The organism is Desulfobulbaceae bacterium (assembly GCA_013792005.1).
Lineage (GTDB): Bacteria > Desulfobacterota > Desulfobulbia > Desulfobulbales > VMSU01 > VMSU01.
Map to the genome: position 1 here is coordinate 1 of VMSU01000038.1, position 15,233 is coordinate 15,233.

Annotated in this window: 19 protein-coding genes; all 19 read left to right on the forward strand. The window is 49.1% G+C overall.

All coding sequences use genetic code 11. The features are described from left to right. Nucleotides 1–816 (forward strand): glycosyltransferase family 4 protein (locus FP815_02250; GenBank protein ID MBA3013754.1); only part of this gene is annotated, 816 nt, incomplete at its 5' end. Nucleotides 817–826: 10 nt separating this feature from the next. Continuing rightward, nucleotides 827–1,465, forward strand: a complete 639-nt coding sequence (locus FP815_02255) for a hypothetical protein (protein ID MBA3013755.1) — start codon at nucleotides 827–829, stop codon at nucleotides 1,463–1,465. A gap of 34 nt (nucleotides 1,466–1,499) precedes the next feature. After that, nucleotides 1,500–2,666 carry a glycosyltransferase family 4 protein gene (locus tag FP815_02260; GenBank protein MBA3013756.1) on the forward strand — a complete coding sequence of 389 codons (1,167 nt, stop codon included), beginning with the start codon at nucleotides 1,500–1,502 and terminating at the stop codon, nucleotides 2,664–2,666. A 35-nt stretch (nucleotides 2,667–2,701) separates the two neighbouring features. Next, nucleotides 2,702–3,844 carry an NAD-dependent epimerase/dehydratase family protein gene (locus tag FP815_02265; GenBank protein MBA3013757.1) on the forward strand — a complete coding sequence of 381 codons (1,143 nt, stop codon included), beginning with the start codon at nucleotides 2,702–2,704 and terminating at the stop codon, nucleotides 3,842–3,844. After that, nucleotides 3,841–4,401, forward strand: a complete 561-nt coding sequence (locus FP815_02270; protein ID MBA3013758.1) for a serine acetyltransferase — start codon at nucleotides 3,841–3,843, stop codon at nucleotides 4,399–4,401. Before FP815_02265 ends, FP815_02270 begins: the two co-directional genes overlap by 4 nt. Nucleotides 4,402–4,417: 16 nt before the next feature. Further along, complete coding sequence (locus FP815_02275; GenBank protein ID MBA3013759.1) at nucleotides 4,418–4,651, forward strand: hypothetical protein; 234 nt, start codon at nucleotides 4,418–4,420, stop codon at nucleotides 4,649–4,651. After that, entirely contained in the window at nucleotides 4,648–5,661 is a 1,014-nt protein-coding gene (locus tag FP815_02280; protein ID MBA3013760.1) for a hypothetical protein, read from the forward strand. The genes FP815_02275 and FP815_02280 overlap by 4 nt, the downstream gene beginning before the upstream one ends. Nucleotides 5,662–5,703: 42 nt before the next feature. Further along, nucleotides 5,704–6,246 carry a hypothetical protein gene (locus FP815_02285; GenBank protein MBA3013761.1) on the forward strand — a complete coding sequence of 181 codons (543 nt, stop codon included), beginning with the start codon at nucleotides 5,704–5,706 and terminating at the stop codon, nucleotides 6,244–6,246. Continuing rightward, nucleotides 6,230–6,973, forward strand: a complete 744-nt coding sequence (locus tag FP815_02290) for a PHP domain-containing protein (GenBank protein ID MBA3013762.1) — start codon at nucleotides 6,230–6,232, stop codon at nucleotides 6,971–6,973. Before FP815_02285 ends, FP815_02290 begins: the two co-directional genes overlap by 17 nt. Next, nucleotides 6,970–7,947, forward strand: a complete 978-nt coding sequence (locus tag FP815_02295) for an ATP-grasp domain-containing protein (GenBank protein ID MBA3013763.1) — start codon at nucleotides 6,970–6,972, stop codon at nucleotides 7,945–7,947. Before FP815_02290 ends, FP815_02295 begins: the two co-directional genes overlap by 4 nt. A 17-nt stretch (nucleotides 7,948–7,964) precedes the next feature. Continuing rightward, the gene (locus FP815_02300; GenBank protein MBA3013764.1) at nucleotides 7,965–8,891 is read left to right on the forward strand and encodes a glycosyltransferase; all 927 of its coding nucleotides are present in this window, start codon (nucleotides 7,965–7,967) and stop codon (nucleotides 8,889–8,891) included. Then, on the forward strand, nucleotides 8,881–9,942 hold the full coding sequence (locus FP815_02305) for a hypothetical protein (protein MBA3013765.1): 1,062 nt from the start codon (nucleotides 8,881–8,883) through the stop codon (nucleotides 9,940–9,942). The genes FP815_02300 and FP815_02305 overlap by 11 nt, the downstream gene beginning before the upstream one ends. Beyond that, nucleotides 9,939–10,655 carry a WbqC family protein gene (locus tag FP815_02310; GenBank protein ID MBA3013766.1) on the forward strand — a complete coding sequence of 239 codons (717 nt, stop codon included), beginning with the start codon at nucleotides 9,939–9,941 and terminating at the stop codon, nucleotides 10,653–10,655. The genes FP815_02305 and FP815_02310 overlap by 4 nt, the downstream gene beginning before the upstream one ends. After that, on the forward strand, nucleotides 10,645–11,808 hold the full coding sequence (locus tag FP815_02315) for a methyltransferase (protein MBA3013767.1): 1,164 nt from the start codon (nucleotides 10,645–10,647) through the stop codon (nucleotides 11,806–11,808). Before FP815_02310 ends, FP815_02315 begins: the two co-directional genes overlap by 11 nt. A 2-nt stretch (nucleotides 11,809–11,810) precedes the next feature. Next, the gene (locus tag FP815_02320) at nucleotides 11,811–12,845 is read left to right on the forward strand and encodes an NAD-dependent epimerase/dehydratase family protein (protein ID MBA3013768.1); all 1,035 of its coding nucleotides are present in this window, start codon (nucleotides 11,811–11,813) and stop codon (nucleotides 12,843–12,845) included. Between the two features lie 75 nt (nucleotides 12,846–12,920). Beyond that, nucleotides 12,921–13,220 (forward strand): EamA family transporter, encoded by a 300-nt coding sequence (locus FP815_02325; protein ID MBA3013769.1) that lies wholly within the window; start codon nucleotides 12,921–12,923, stop codon nucleotides 13,218–13,220. A 3-nt stretch (nucleotides 13,221–13,223) separates the two neighbouring features. Then, complete coding sequence (locus tag FP815_02330; protein ID MBA3013770.1) at nucleotides 13,224–13,964, forward strand: class I SAM-dependent methyltransferase; 741 nt, start codon at nucleotides 13,224–13,226, stop codon at nucleotides 13,962–13,964. A gap of 10 nt (nucleotides 13,965–13,974) precedes the next feature. Continuing rightward, nucleotides 13,975–14,487, forward strand: coding sequence for a class I SAM-dependent methyltransferase (locus tag FP815_02335; protein MBA3013771.1), 513 nt, complete (start codon nucleotides 13,975–13,977; stop codon nucleotides 14,485–14,487). 171 nt (nucleotides 14,488–14,658) lie between these two features. Continuing rightward, nucleotides 14,659–15,233: DegT/DnrJ/EryC1/StrS aminotransferase family protein (locus FP815_02340; protein ID MBA3013772.1), on the forward strand; the 575-nt coding region annotated here is incomplete at its 3' end.

Here is a 15,233-nt window from a genome sequence, read left to right on the forward strand (position 1 = left end):
CTTGTAGCTCCATTAATTTCTTTTTTGAAAAACGGAAGGTACAATTCCAGGAAGGAATATTTACTTTATTGTGTTAATATTGTTGTTAATATTATCGCCTTGAATATCGCTGATGGCATAATTATAGTTCATAATCAACTTAAAGAAGAGATCTCTAAATATACACTGCGGAAGGTGAAGGTGCAGGTTGCTCCGCAATTCATAGAGAGAGAACAGGATACCCTGCCTAGAGCAAGATTAGGAAGTAGTAAAACGATCAACTTGCTAACCGTTACTAATTTGGCATTTCCTGAAAAGTATCATGGACTGTTGTTTTTTCTTAATGCCTTGTCACGATTTGCTAGAGATGGCAGTGAAGAAGTAAAAATAAATTTTGATATACTGGGAGATGGTTTTTACTTGTCCAAGCTCAATGATGATATTAAAAAATATTGCACTGATCGATTTACTGTCAAGGCTCATGGCTTTGTAAAGGATGTGCGTTTGTTTTATGAATCGGCGGACATTTTTCTCTACTGCTCGACCTTCGATGGACTCCCCAACGTCTTGTTGGAGGCCATGTATTTTGGACTTCCTATCATGGTAAACTCATATCCAAATTTTAAAGATATACTTAAGAACGGAGAAAATGCACTTTTCTTCGACATCGAAAACTATGACCAATTTGTTTCAGACCTTAATCAACTTATTAACGATCAAAATATTTATGAATCGATGAGTAGTAATAATATCAATAAATCAAGGGAAGATTACTCATGTTTGGCAGTTGCCAAAAAATTACAGAAAATAGTCTCGCTCTATACCAGTATACAATAGGAAGTGCAATATGGGCTTGAAATCTAGCATACTCCTTATGCTTCTTCCATCTTGTTTAAAAATAAAAATTTTAAACAGGATGGGGCATAGCATTGGCACTAACTGCTATATCGGCTTTAGTTTGCTTGATGTGGAGCATCTCAAACTCGCTGATAATAGTTATATCGGGCATGGTAATGTTTTTAATAAAATTAAAAAATTGACCATGGGCCAGGGATCGAGAATTAACCGTTGGAATTATTTTACCAGTAGTAATGCCTTTGATGGTCGACTTACTTTAGGAGATTGTTCGTCCATTTCATTAAGGCATTATTTTGATCTTTGCAGTCCGATTTCCATCGGTAGCAATACAATCGTTGCCGGAATACAATCTGTTTTCTTTACTCATTCCAAAGGGATCGATCCCATTGATTATGTAAAGCCTATAGCAATAGGTGATTGGTGCTATATCGGCTCAAATTGTAATTTTGTACCTGGCGCCAAGGTTGATTCCTACTGTTTTGTTGGCATGGGGTCTGTTCTTACAAAAGATTATTCCGGTATCCAATATGCCATGTTAGCTGGCAACCCCGCTAATATGAAAAAAGCTTTACCCCGTGATGGTAAATATTTTCAGCAGAAATGGATAAAACATCCTCACATGAAATAGAAGGACGCACCTCTATTCCCAAACAGGTCAGACATTGAAGAAAAATATTGAAAGCAACAGGCCGATACGAGTAGCTAACCTAATGGAAGAGGGGCGTTTCAGCGGCCAGCACAACAGGATTGTACAGGTTGCTGCCCACTTGAAGGGGCGGGGTATTGAAACGATCGTCTACTTCCCGCGGCAAGATTCCGAGTTCTTCGAGCAGAGACTCAATGAACACGGCATTAATTATCGTTTGCTGAAACTCAGACGCCCTACATTGGCCCTAAAGGCTTTAATCTTGTATTTTATCTATTTTTTTCCGGATGTTTTTGATCTAGTGAAACGATTGAGAAAAGATGCCATTGATCTGGCCCACTGTAATGGTTCCTGGCAAATCAAGGCCCCCTTGGCCGCCTGGTTGGCGGGAATTAAGGTCTTGTGGCACCTTAATGACACCAAAATGCCTTCAATAGTGAAAGGGGTTTTCAACATACTTTCATCAATGATCGCTGATTTTTTTATATTGGCTAGTCAGCGGGTACAGACATATTACTTGAACAATAACTTGCTCAAGAAGATACCTAGTATGATAATTCAGGCCCCCGTGGACACTCAACGGCTGGATCCAGACAAGCCCCTGGCCACCGACGTGTTTGAACCTGATCAGTGTCTCCGGGTGGTTTTTATCTCCAATATTACCCCGGTCAAAGGGGTTGAGTATTTCATCGAGATGGCGGGCTTGCTTTCCGCCAAGAGGAATGACGTTGCCTTTCACATTGTTGGCCGGTGCTATACAAACCAACAGAAATACGTTGATGGCCTGAAGGAATTGGCAAGTCAACTGCAGGTGAGAAATCTTCATTGGCATGGCTTTCGGTCTGATATAATAAACGTCTTGGGCGCAACCGATGTCTTTGTCTGCTCGTCAGTGTACGAAGCTTCGCCGACTGTTGTTTGGGAGGCAATGTCCATGGCCAGAGCCATCGTATCCACGGATGTTGGCGATATCCCCGTTATTATTGAAAATGGAAAATCAGGATTCGTGGTTCCGACCCGTAATCCTGCTGCCTTGGCTCAAAAAGTTGAAATGCTTATTGGTGATCCGGAATTACGCCATTCCTTTGGGCAGGAAGCACGTCATCGGGCGAAGGCCATGCTGGACGTGTCCATCTGTGCCAAACGTCATGAAGAGGTGTATCGACGGACTTTGTCCGCTTGAAAAGTTCGGTCTAAACTATAATCACGGAGAGTTTAATGGAAAGAAGGAGTAAAACTTGTTTGATCACAGGCGGGCTGGGATTTATCGGCCTGAACGTAACGAAGGATCTTATTCGCCACGGTTGGAACGTAACGCTTTTTGATAACCTCAGCCCTCAGATACATGGTGTATTGCCATCCATCGAGAATGAAGTTTTTAATGCGCCGCAAGTAGAAATTATGCGTGGCGATGTGAGAGATGTCTCCCTGCTGAAGGTTGCTTTGCTCGAGGCAGATGCTGTTATTCACTTGGCGGCTGAAACGGGAACCGCCCAATCCATGTATCAGGTAGCTCATTATAATGCTGTTAATTCGCAGGCTACCGCATCACTTATGGATATTCTTGCCAACGAGCAGCATTCGATCAAGAAAATAGTCTTGGCGTCATCTCGTTCGATATATGGCGAAGGGGCTTACCTCTGCGAGGAGCACGGAATGGTATTCCCTTCGCCTCGCACATTAAAGGAGTTTCAAGCGGGTCAATGGGATCCTCGTTGCCCCCTCTGCCACGGCTCTATTTTTCTAACCCCGACATCGGAGAGTACCCCTCCCAGTCCGGCCTCAATCTACGCAGCAACCAAACTTGCCCAGGAAGATATTGTTCGGATCTCCGGTGCTGCCTTCAACATCGATACTGTTGTGCTGCGTCTTCAGAATGTCTATGGAGCAGGTCAGTCTTTACATAATCCATACACAGGTATTCTTTCCATATTCTCAACGAGGATTCGCCGGGGTATGAATTTGCCGATCTTTGAAGATGGACTGGAAAGCCGTGATTTTGTTCATGTGAATGACGTTGCCCGTGCATTTCGTTTAGCGTTAACGTCAGATGCGGTGAATGGAAGAATTATTAACATTGGCGAAGGAAAACCTACTTCTGTGATGGACATTGCTAATTTGTTAGTTGATAAGCTGGATGGAAAGATTCGCCCCGAGGTAACGGGGCAATACAGGCTTGGTGATATCCGACATTGCTATGCGGATTTAACTCAAGCTTCAACCTTATTGGGATATTCACCTGAAATAAGCATAGACAAAGGACTGGATCAATTCGTGGATTGGGTCTTGTCCCAACCATTACCCGATGACGGCCTAGATAAGGCTAATGAAGAACTGAGAAAGCGCCGGATGATGGAATGAGCTTACGCGAAACTTTGCTGGCAGATTTAGGACGGCAATATTATTTTAGTGAGCAAATCGGAAAAAATCCGACAATGTGGAGGCTTTTTTTTTCTCTATTTTCCCCGCGGTTTGTGCCGGTTATTCTTTATCGATTCTCGCACAGTTGTTATGAGTTGAAACTGACTCCCCTGGCTAAGATGCTGGCACTAATCAACTTTGTTGTCTTTGGGTTGGAAATAGCCATGCGCTGTAAGATCGGCAAGGGGCTCTATCTTCCCCACACGCAGGGTACGGTTATTGGCGCAGTCTCTATAGGCGAAAATGCGATTATTTACCATAACGTTACATTCGGAGCACGCGAGATAGATTTAGGCTATTCCGGGTCGGCGCGTCCCGTGGTTGGTAATAACGTCATCGTTGGTGCGGGTGCTAAGGTACTTGGAGGGGTTGTGCTTGGCGATGGTGCCCGTATCGCAGCTAATGCCGTTGTGATCGAAGATGTTCCAGCAGGCGTGACGGTAGCCGGGATTCCTGCGCGCATTGTCAAACAACACGAGGCAAGTAAGTCGGTCTGAATAATTTAGAGAATTGTTGGAGCTTGCAGACTCGTTGGTCAATTACAGCGAAAACATTACAAATGAAACTGATGATAAACGAGCTATTGAGAAGATGAACACCATTTGCTGGAATCCATACGATGGGAATGAAATTAAGCCAAAATTCGAATGCACCGGAGGTAAGGTTGAAACGCTACAAACAAAAGTCTTTCTCCTGAGCGGTGGAGTAGTAATGTGTCTGCCTAATGTGGTTGGGGAGTTTAAATGACAAATTTGTCGCTATTAGGGAAAAAAATTATTTTATTTTGTCCAAAAACCTTTGGCTATGAGCAAGAAATTCTTCGTGAGATGAAGAATATGGGGGCAGAGGTAACGTATCGTAGTGTTAGGCCGGTGGAGCATGGGTGGATAATCGCCCTTCTTCGGATTTTTCCAAAGTTGGCTTGGCGCTTCTCAGATTTGTTCTTTTTTCCATGGCTTGAAAAAATTGCCCCAAAGCAATGTGACATCATTCTTATTATAAAAGGAGAGGGGATTTCTCCAAATTTCTTAAAAAAACTTCGATCTCGATATCAGAATGCACAGTTTATTCTCTATCTGTGGGATAGTCTGTCGAATTGTAAACATATCGAATTGAAGTTCCCTTTTTTTGATGATTATTACAGTTTTGATCCCTCTGATTGTAAGGATTTTCCTCAATTTACGTTTCGGCCACTATTTTTCTTGGATAAATACCTTACAAACGGAAATACTTCTGAAGGTAAAGGTATATTCTTTGTTGGGACCCTTAATGGTGACCGTCCACGAGTAATATCTCGCCTACTGTCAACGCTAGATCAGCAAGTTCGATTTAATTACTTCTTGTTTGTAAGAAGTCGCATTGAGCTTGCTCTTCGAAGATTGATTGATAAGCATTTGAGAAAGCTTGGGGATGATCGTCTGATTTTTAAACCAATTTCGACCGAGACTTTGGTTAATCATATTAATAATTGTGCCGCAGTCCTTGACATAGAACACCCGAACCAAACTGGTTTAACAATGCGTACTTTTGAGGTCATTGCTTCAGGGAAAAAATTGATTACGACTAATAAGTCAATCTTAGGGCAAGATTTTTATGACGCTACCAGGATTCACGTTATTGATAGAGTAACTCCTATTGTTTCAAATGATTTTTTGGATTCAGAGTTGCCTCCTCTCTCAGAAGATTTTATTTTGAAAAATTCTCTACGTGGTTGGTTGTCTGCAATTCTTGGCGTGAAAATTAGTGAGGCAGGTTGATCAAACCCAGAAAGCCTGACCGCTAAGGACGAGGATAACGGCATGAAAATAGGCATTATCGGCGCGGGCACGCTTGCCGCCTTTATCGTGGACATCATCCGACGGCTTCCGGGCTTTGACGTTCTCGGCCAGTTCGATGAGCGTTATCCGGAAATAACCTTGAGCAACGGAGTCCCTGTGCTTGGCAAAGTGGAGGACGTGAAACCGGGCACGCCCATTGCCCTTGGCATCGGTTCTCCTGCGGCCCGCAAGGTAATTTACGAGCGCAAGCGTCTGGGGGGATTCGTCTTTCCCTCGATCATCGATCCGTCTTGCGTTATTTCGGGATCAGCTTCCATCGGTGACGGGGTGATCATTGGCCCTTTCTCCACGGTTTTGGCCGGGTCGGTGGTTCACAACGGTGCTTGCCTTTTGAGTCATGTAAACGTTAACCAAAATGTCAGCATTGGTGCTTTTTCCCTGATCGGTGCCGGGGCACTGATCGGCAACGGTGCTTTTATAGGAACCGGAGCCCATGTAGGCCTTGGAGGCAGAGTTGCTCTTGGGGGTAGAGTGGAGGACTGGGCGGATGCCGGGGCAGATTAGCCGGAACGCTTTCTCTATTCCGGCAGGTGAACTCGTGCATGGCGTTCCCGCCTGGGAATGCCACGTTCATACACTTTTTACCGATGGCGAAGCGAGTGTCCTCGATTGTGTCGAACGGGCGCTGGATCAAGGACTGTCACGGATTATCTTTACCGAGCATACTGAACCATGGAAGGCCAAAAGAAAAGGATGGTTTACGCAATACGCGGATGAGGTCAGGATGGCGGCGCAACGTTACATCGGAGAAATAGAGGTCATTCTAGGCGTAGAGGCCCCGGCCAACGACTTCGTGGGCGGTCTTGAATTCACCACGGAAATGCTCGACACATGTGATTTCATCCTTGGAACAGCGCATCGCTATCCAGGCCTTGATGGGCGTCGGGTTAGGGATTTGTCGGCCAAGGAATGTATCGAACTTGAATACGCCACCTTGTTGGCGTTGTCGAATAATGAGATCATTGACGCTATTGCCCATATTGGCGGCACTTGTGGTTTGTATTGTATTGATTTTCCGGAGGAACTCGCAGTGGACGTGATCCGTGCCGCCGCTTTAAACGGTGTGGCTATTGAACTGAACTCCCGCTATCATTCCTCGTTAGACCGCCTGATTCGGATCTGCGTTCAGGAGAATGCTCGAGTGACCATCGGCAGCGACGCACATAGCTTGGGAGAAATCGGAACGGCATTTAGGGGTCTCCAGGCGATTTTCGAAGCGGAAACTGTGTGAAGTCCGTCAACCTTCTTGTAACCGCCGTAGGTTCAGAACTCGCTTGCGCCGTGATAAAAGCGGCGAGGCTCACCGCTTTCCCGGTATGTCTGCATGGTTGTGACATCCGTGAAGAAGTTGTCGGCAAGTACTGGTGCGATATCTTTCGTGCCGTGCCATCGGCCGCTCGGCCAGAGGAGTACCTCAAGGCCCTCGGCGACATGGTTCAGGAGTTCCAATTAGCGGCCATAATCCCCACAGCTGACGTCGAGTTTGAGCTTTTGGCCTTCCATCGGGAATCCTTTCTGCGGAGGTTTGGCTGCCATATTCTGGTTAATTCGCTGGAGGAGGTTCGGCGCTTCAATGACAAATGGGAGGCACATCAGTGGTATCTGGCGCAAGGCATTCCCGTCCCTGAAACTTTTTGTGCCGATACGGAGGAGGCGGTGGAATGTGCCGTGCGAACGCTTGGCTTTCCTTTGGTACTCAAACCAAGGGTTGGGGGAGGATCGCGTCACATCTATCGTATTGATACCTGGGAGGCGTTGAGAAATTATTTGCCCGTGGTGCCGTTACCTATTCTCCAAGCATACATATTTCCGGATGAGGAAGAATATACGGCCGGGACCTATCGAGCCGCCGATGGACAAATCTATGTTATCGTGATGCAGCGAACCCTTAAGTTTGGCATGACGAACCAAGCACGGAGTTTGATCCATGCCCCAAAACTGGCTGATTTTTGTCGGGATGTTATCAGCCGGACGAACCTCGTAGGCTCAAACAATATTCAATTTAGGGTCGGCCCACAGGGACCGTTGGTTTTGGAGATCAATGCGCGGTTTTCCGGAACCACTGCTATTCGGGCGAATTGCGGATTTAACGACGTAGAAATGTGGTTGACGGATGTGCTGGGCTTCGGTAAAGTCTGCGATCCGCAGATCAGAGAACGCCTTATCCTGAGATACATGGATGAACTCTACATTGACATTAAGTGATATGAGGCGGGAGTAAGATGCATATCTCAATGGTGAGCCCAGTTTACAATGAGGATAAGGTCATCGACGAGTTCGTGGAGCGCTCTGTGGCTGTCCTTACCCGCCTTGGCGGTTCATTCGAAATGATACTGGTCAACGACTGCAGTACGGATTTTACGCTCCCGAGGCTGCAATATCTAGAAAATCGATATCCCCAACTGCGTTTAATCAATCTCGCACGCAATGTCGGCCAACAGGCGGCAACCCTTCTTGGGCTTCGGCAAGCCACGGGTGATCATGTTTTTTTGCTGGATTCTGATCTTCAGGTCTATCCCGAGGACATGGAAAAGCTCTATGAGGCCGGGCAATACGATGATGCTTGGGACGTCATCAGCGGTGCGCGTCAAACCCGTTCCTCGGGTCTGTTACGTACGATCGGCTCCCGGGGCGTCACCTGGATTGTTAACCATGTGGCGGGCTCTAACCTGAAAGACCCGGCTTCGACATTCCTGCTCATCAAGCGGGACGCCTTGAACAGGGCATGCAAGAACGATGTCTTGGCCCAAAATTTCACGATGCTCCTCAGCTACATGAAGTTCAGGATTCGTCAGGTTCCTGTTGAGTTTCATGCGAACACCGTCCGCCGTAGCAGCTATAGTCTGACTCAGCTTTTTGAGGTGCTCATTCTGGCTATCCTGCGCTATTCTTCAGGCCGCAGATCACTCATTTTCCTTCTGCTGGTGGGATGTCTGAGCCTGAGTGCCGGTAGTCTTGGTACCGGTTATCTCATATTGGACGGGATAATCCGGCAAATCCCCTTGTCTACGAACCTGCTGATCTTCACCACGGCGCTGGCCGTGGCCGGCTTGCAGTTTCTTTTACTGGGGGTCATCACGTACAAGATCGAAACCATGAATCGGAACCTTGATTTCCGTCAGAATCTGACCTGTACCCATGAGGATTGATTCAAACTCGGTTTTGCCGGAATCAGCTCAGCTCACCGGACGCGGTTCTTCGGCGCTTTGGGCCGTGCTCAAGTCTATCGCAGGCCGGGGTAGGCACGTTCTGATGCCGGTGAATATCTGTGAAATCGTTATTCCCGTGGTGTTGCATGCAGGATTCATACCTGTCTTCCACGACGTGGACCCGATGAGCGGCAATGCTACCCTCGACACCATACGCGAGGCGTATCGTCCCGGCATATCCATCTGCTTGGCCACGCACAATTACGGAACCCCTTTGGATATCAAGTCCATTGCAAAATGGGCTCATGAAAAGGGTGTATTTCTCATCGAGGATGTCTGCAACGCACTGGGTGCGAAATGGGACGGGCATCCATTGGGTTTATTCGGGGACGCATCAATTTTCAGTTTCGGGCAGGCGAAGATCGTCGATGCAAAGGCTGGGGGAGCTCTATATGTTCGGGATCAGGGGATCCAAGAGAAGGCCTATCGTATTTTGGACGGGATGCCGCTGTTTTCCGTCGAACACCGGCAGGCGGATGCGGAGTTCCAGGCCGTTTTGTGGACCCTGCGCCAGAATTCTATGGCAGGGCGACCGGAGGTGTACCGGGCAATGTATAATGCTTATCTGCAACACCTGCTGTTTCGGCCAGATGAAGCTCTGCTGACGTCAATTGCCGAGGGAATGGCGGATCTTGACCGGAACTTGGCCACGCGACGGGAAAAAGCGTCAATATGGCGGAGTCTCTTGAATTTCCCCCCCTTACGTCACCGGCATCATGTTCCGGGTGATGCGTATTGGCGTTATACGTTTTTTGCGCCCGAGCCGCTCCGGGACCGACTTTTGGAGGGGTTGCGCCGCCAGGGGGTACCGGCGAGTAAATGGTTTCCTCCTGTCCACCGAGTATTTGATGGCCGTCGTGCCATGGGACAATTCCCCGGTGCCGAGCGGTTTGCCAGGGAATGCCTGAATGTTTTTGTCGATCACTCCATGGGTGTGTCTGATATAGAGGATGCGGCTCAACTCATTCGACGAATATCGAGAGATTCATGAAACGCATTGCCATTATCCAGCCAAGTTTTTTGCCTTGGCTTGGCTATTTTGAGCAAATGGCCCGGGCCGATGTGTTTGTCCATTTCGACGATGTCCAGTATACACGAAAGGACTGGAGGAACCGGAACCGTTTGAAAAGTCCGTTCGGGATACAGACCGTCACGGTGCCGGTAGGCAAGCATTCGTATGGGATTAGCTTGATCAACGAGATCCGCATCGGCATGGTTCCGTATTGGAGTGAAGGTTTAATTCAAAAAATTTCCGCCTGGTATGCAAAAAGTCCTTATTTCGACTCAATTTTTCCGGAACTTTGCGATATCCTTCAATCTCCGTTTGAACTTCTTGTTGATCTTAACTATGCATTGACCGACCTGCTGTGCCGTCATTTAGGCATTGACACCCCGCAACACAAATCGTCGGATATTCCGAATAGAACAAAAGACAGGAACATGACCATCATCAACATATGTAAGCACCATGGTGCGGACATTCTTTATGATGGCAAGTCGGCCCAAAACTTCATTGATCTTGATCCCTTTGCCGCTCATGGGATAAACGTCATTTTTCAGGACTATATGCATACCCCTTATCCTCAATTATGGTCGGGCTTTGAGTCACACCTCTCGACCTTGGATTTGTTAATGAACTGCGGATCGGAGTCACGGGACATCTTGCTCTCCAGTCCTGTGCCGGAGGTTTTGCGTGTCTCGTGACGTGCAGCGCATTTGCCCTGCTTGCGGTTCCATGGACTGGGAAGAACTCGTCCATATTGGAACGGGACGGGTGATGACAGGCGACCAGCGGATCGTTCCCGGCCACCTGCACAAGATCATGTGCCCCTGTTGCGGTGTTGCCGCCAATGCGCGGGTCTTGTCGGCGGAGGAGTTGGACCACCTGTATGGCGACAGCTATATTTTGAACACCCATGGTCGAGAGGAACACCATTTTTTTTCCATGGGACGATTGATCCCCCGTTCAGAAGTGTTTTATGAATGGATTTTGCCTCATCTGCCCCGCAATTTTAAGACACTTTTAGAGATTGGTTGCGGAGAGGGGAACGTGCTGGCCCGTTTTGCCGACGCATTCCCTGGTCGGAGTTTTTTCGGCTTGGAGGGGAGCCATCAGGCCTGTGAACTCGCCAAGGTCAAGGGGTTGTCCGTGGAACAAGGGCTGGTCTCCGGGGATCGCTCCCTGCCTCCAGTCGACGCCATCCTGGCCCTCAACGTCTTGGAACACGTTGAGTTTCCTGGGCCATTCCTTGCTGCGATCCATAAGTCCCTCGGTAAGGACGGTCGGGCCATCTTTACCCTGCCCGTTCAAGATTATCCCGGGTATGACCTTTTTTTTGCTGAGCATGTTTGGCATTTCACTTCCAGGCATTGCCAGGCGGTTCTGGCGCGACATGGTTTCGCAACGGTTTATGCGGATGTAACTCATCCCATCAATCACGGGATAGGGATTTTCGTCTGTGAAAAGATGCCTTCAGCGGACGCTACCCCATATCCGGATTTGGTCTCGATTATTCGCAATAAGGATATTTGGTTCACTCGTTTCACGGTGACCGATAATTGGCTGGAACTACGTCCTGGCAAGCGGATTGCCCTGTTTGGGGCCAGCGAGGTGGTTACGCTGCTGCTGGCCTTCACTTCCTTGGGGGGGCGGAGTCTTGTGGCTTGTATCGACGAGGATCCATCGCGTCTTGGTAACAGAAAACACGGAATCGAGGTGGTGGCGCCGGAATGGTTGGCTATCGGCAAGGCCGACGCCGTCCTTTTGGCGATCAATCCAAAATATCATGCTACCGTACGAGAAAAACTTGATAAGTATCAGGTGGAAATTTTTTCCTTTGTTGAGCAGGAGTCGTAAAAATGAAAAGCATTCTTATCACGGGTGGGGCCGGGTTCATCGGCTCAAACTTCACTCGATTCTGGTATGATCGGCATCCCGACTACAAGATCATCGTTCTGGACAACCTGACCTACGCGGGCCGTTTGAAAAATATTCCTGAATATATCTATAATGATTCGGAACGGTTCGCCTTTTTTCTCGGCAGTGTCACCTCTATTGAAATCGTGAATATATTGGCTGAAAAGGCGGATATCATCGTGCACTTTGCGGCAGAAACGCATGTCACTCGTTCCATCTTGGAAAGCCGCAATTTTTTCGAGACCGACGTTCTTGGTACCCATACTCTTGCCAACGCAGTGCTTAAGTTTCAGGACAGGGTTGAACGATTTGTTCATATTTCCACTTCGGAGGTGTACGGCACGGCCTATGCCGACCCTATGGATGAGGACCATCCCCTCAATCCCAGCAGTCCTTACGCCTCCGCCAAATGCGGGGCCGACCGGCTTGTGCACTCCTATCACCTGACCTACGGGATTCCGTCCATCATCCTGCGCCCTTTCAACCAGTACGGGCCCTTTCAGCACCTCGAAAAGGTCATTCCTCGCTTCATTACTTCCGCAATTAGAGGAGAGCCTCTAACCATTCATGGGGACGGGAGTGCATTAAGGGACTGGCTTTATGTGGAGGACACCTGCGAGCGTATTGAGGCGGCAATCCTTGCTCCGTTGGAGACGGTAGTGGGCCAGGTCTTCAACATTGGTTCAGGAGAGGCCACCAGCATTTTGGACATCGCCCACATGGTCCTTCGGGAGATGAACCGGCCGATGGATGCTATCGTTTACATCGGCGACCGTCTTGGCCAGGTTGCCTCGCATATCTCTTCCGCGGATAAGGCACAGAGGATTTTGGGCTGCGGAGGGAAGGGCCGCCCATTTATCGAGGGTCTGCGACAGACCATCGACTGGTACATGCTCAACGAGGCATGGTGGCAGGAGATCGAGTGGATGAAGCATGTGCGGGTGCTGACCCGGGCGGGCATGGAGGAGGCACATTGATGGGGTTTTATCTTGCTCTGGCGCTGGCGCTGCTTTTATCCGCAAATGGGAATATTGTTCTTAAATACCATATGAATGAGTAAGGGCAGCGTGGAATTATTTTCAAAGCTTGATTTTGTAGGATTTATCTTCCATTTCTTTTTCCTTACGGCTTGGGGGTGGAGCTGCATTGGCAGTATTTTGTTGTGTTGTCTGTTTTGGTTTGCTGCACTGTCTCGATTTGAGTTAAGTTATGTTGCTCCCTTTTTAAGTCTGAATTTTATGTTGGTTATGATTCTTTCCATGATTTTTTTGCATGAAGCCTTTACCTGGAACAAGATTGTCGGGGTGGGCGTAATTACCGTGGGTGTTATGATCGTGGGAAGTGGGGCCTGAAGCATGGCGGGATTCCCCGAGGATGGCCTGCAGAACTTGCATCAGGGCCGCGGGCATTTCTGGTTCCGTCATCGCAACATGGTCATCGAACGTTCATTGCGAAGAGCCTTGGGCTCTTCCGCTAGGGCCAAAGTCTTGGAACTGGGCTGCGGCAGCTGTCTTGTTGGGGGCTGGCTCGTCCAGGTCGGTTTTGACATCGTCGCTTCGGACCGTGACAGCGCATTTATTGACTTCCTGCCGCCAGGAGTCTCTCCTTTGGTATTTGACCTGACCCGTGACGACGTTCTTCCCGATCAGTTCGGCACCTTCGATGCCGTGGTGCTCGGCGACGTTATCGAGCATCTGCAAGACCCTGTTTCTGCCTTGCGTCGGGCTCGGGACTTCCTGCGTCCCGGAGGCTGTGTTGTAGTCACGGTCCCTGCGCTTCAGTCGTTGTGGTCTGAATATGATGAGCAGAGCATGCACGTGAAGCGCTACGAGAGGGATATGTTACAGGAAGAATTGCGGGAGGCAGGATTTTTCGAATCCAGGGTTAACTATTTCATGTTTATCCCTGCCTTACTTCTATACGTGCAGCGTCGGCTGGTTTTGAATAAAAGATCGGCTCGGCTTGGAAAAGAGAGCCTGCGGATTTCGCCTCTACTCAACAGGATCATGGCAGGTGCCATGACGATTGAAGGCCGCGCCATGAAGGGGGGGACTCCATTGGGCAGCTCGATCATCGCCACGGGAACGAAACCATGAGGGCGGACACGTGGCGCAAATAACCAGCGGCTTTCGGAGAATCCTCTCGAGTTCATCCTCCTACCAGTTACTCCAAGATTTTTTGGGCGCCAGAAGGGCCTATCGCCAATTCGTCGACACCTCTATCCTTCCCTACCCCGGTCAGCGTATCCTGGATATTGGATGCGGTCCGGCCACTCTCTTTGAATATCTGCCCGTGACGGTGGAGTATGTGGGTATGGATATAAGCGAGGAATACATCACCACGGCCCGGCAGAGGTATGGCCGTCGGGCCGTTTTTCATTGTAGCGCTTTGGAGAAGATGTCCCCCAGGGCCTTCAGCAACTTCGACCTGGTCCTTGGAGTGGGGCTTTTGCATCATCTGGACCAGAAGCCGGCGGAACGCTTCTTTGCCCTCGCGGCTAGGGTCCTGAATTTCGGTGGGCGCTGCCTGACGGTGGATTCCTGCCTGGTGCCGGGCCAGCACCCCTTTGCTCGCCTGCTTATTGCATTAGATAGGGGCAAGAAACCAACGCACGGCTGAGGGCTACGCAGAACTTGCCCGGACAGTGTTTCCTGATGTGAACTACAGGATAACACATGACCTGTTGCGTCTACCCTACACGCATATTATTATGGAGAGCCGTCTGCGGCCCGGGGCGTAAAACGCAAGGAACTGCAGAAGTCGCGTCCTCGAATCCCAAGTGAGAAATCTATGTCCAATGAATCTATTACGAACGTCGAATTTTATCGTCACGCACTGGGAGAGGAAGAGCAGCAAGGCGTTTTGGAATGCTTGAAGGGACTCTTCCTAACCACCGGAGTGCAGGTAGCACAGTTTGAGTCCGGCTTTTCCAAGTACCTCGGGCTACCGCATTCCGTGGGACTCAATTCCTGCACAGCCGCCTTGCATCTTGCCTTGCTGGCCCTAGATATCGGTCCGGGCGACGAGGTGATCACCACACCCATGACCTTCATCGCCACGGCCACGGCCATTCTGCATACCGGTGCCAAGCCGGTGTTCGTCGATGTGGAGCAGGATACGGGGCTTATGGATCCGGAGGCGGTTGTTGCCGCGATTACTCCCGCGACCAAGGCCATCCTGCCGGTGCATCTCTACGGCCATCCCTGCGATATGCCTGCCATCCTGAAACTGGCCTCGGCCTACAACCTGATAGTAATCGAGGATGCTTGCCAGGCTCACGGGGCCGCCATAGATGGTCGGAGAGTGGGCAGTTTTGGCACCGGCTGCTTCTCCTTCTACCCCACCAAGAACATGACCACGGGCGA

What these genes read in the sequence shown, in the direction of transcription:
- FP815_02255 (MBA3013755.1), top strand. Translation starts at nt 827, where the DNA reads ATGGGCTTGAAATCTAGCATACTCCTTATGCTTCTTCCATCTTGTTTA.
- FP815_02265 (MBA3013757.1), top strand. Translation starts at nt 2,702, where the DNA reads ATGGAAAGAAGGAGTAAAACTTGTTTGATCACAGGCGGGCTGGGATTT.
- FP815_02270 (MBA3013758.1), top strand. Translation starts at nt 3,841, where the DNA reads ATGAGCTTACGCGAAACTTTGCTGGCAGATTTAGGACGGCAATATTAT.
- FP815_02280 (MBA3013760.1), top strand. Translation starts at nt 4,648, where the DNA reads ATGACAAATTTGTCGCTATTAGGGAAAAAAATTATTTTATTTTGTCCA.
- FP815_02285 (MBA3013761.1), top strand. Translation starts at nt 5,704, where the DNA reads ATGAAAATAGGCATTATCGGCGCGGGCACGCTTGCCGCCTTTATCGTG.
- FP815_02290 (MBA3013762.1), top strand. Translation starts at nt 6,230, where the DNA reads ATGCCGGGGCAGATTAGCCGGAACGCTTTCTCTATTCCGGCAGGTGAA.
- FP815_02300 (MBA3013764.1), top strand. Translation starts at nt 7,965, where the DNA reads ATGCATATCTCAATGGTGAGCCCAGTTTACAATGAGGATAAGGTCATC.
- FP815_02305 (MBA3013765.1), top strand. Translation starts at nt 8,881, where the DNA reads ATGAGGATTGATTCAAACTCGGTTTTGCCGGAATCAGCTCAGCTCACC.
- FP815_02310 (MBA3013766.1), top strand. Translation starts at nt 9,939, where the DNA reads ATGAAACGCATTGCCATTATCCAGCCAAGTTTTTTGCCTTGGCTTGGC.
- FP815_02320 (MBA3013768.1), top strand. Translation starts at nt 11,811, where the DNA reads ATGAAAAGCATTCTTATCACGGGTGGGGCCGGGTTCATCGGCTCAAAC.
- FP815_02325 (MBA3013769.1), top strand. Translation starts at nt 12,921, where the DNA reads ATGAGTAAGGGCAGCGTGGAATTATTTTCAAAGCTTGATTTTGTAGGA.
- FP815_02330 (MBA3013770.1), top strand. Translation starts at nt 13,224, where the DNA reads ATGGCGGGATTCCCCGAGGATGGCCTGCAGAACTTGCATCAGGGCCGC.